Annotated in this window: 1 protein-coding gene; it reads right to left on the reverse strand. The window is 39.0% G+C overall.

The features are described 5' to 3' along the window. Positions 1–346, reverse strand: a 346-nt coding sequence (locus ICG50_RS13065; RefSeq protein WP_187661336.1) for a hypothetical protein, incomplete at both ends; no start/stop codon positions are given.

Raw genomic sequence — 346 nt, forward strand, 5'->3', positions numbered from 1 at the left:
TATTTGAACAGTTATCAGTAGCCGTTAACGAAACCATTGCAGGAACATCATCGGCACAAGCTACAGTTACAGCAGCAGGTGCTTGAGGAGCAACTGGATTTTGTGTGTCATTTATACTGAATGAAGCAGTAGTGAAAGATTCATTTCCACATTCATCAGTTGCAGTGAATACAACAGTTACAGCTGCAGAACAATCATTAGCAATTTCACTGAAGTTATTTGTCCAGATTACCGGTGAACATTCGTCGGTAGCAGTTGCACCTCCATTATTTGATAACCATGTAAATAGGGCAAGTTCATTACCATTTCCATCACATTCAACAACTATACTAGAAGCTTGTGTATT

The sequence above is a fragment of the Flavobacterium buctense genome (assembly GCF_014486695.1).
GTDB classification, from domain to species: Bacteria; Bacteroidota; Bacteroidia; order Flavobacteriales; family Flavobacteriaceae; genus Flavobacterium; species Flavobacterium buctense.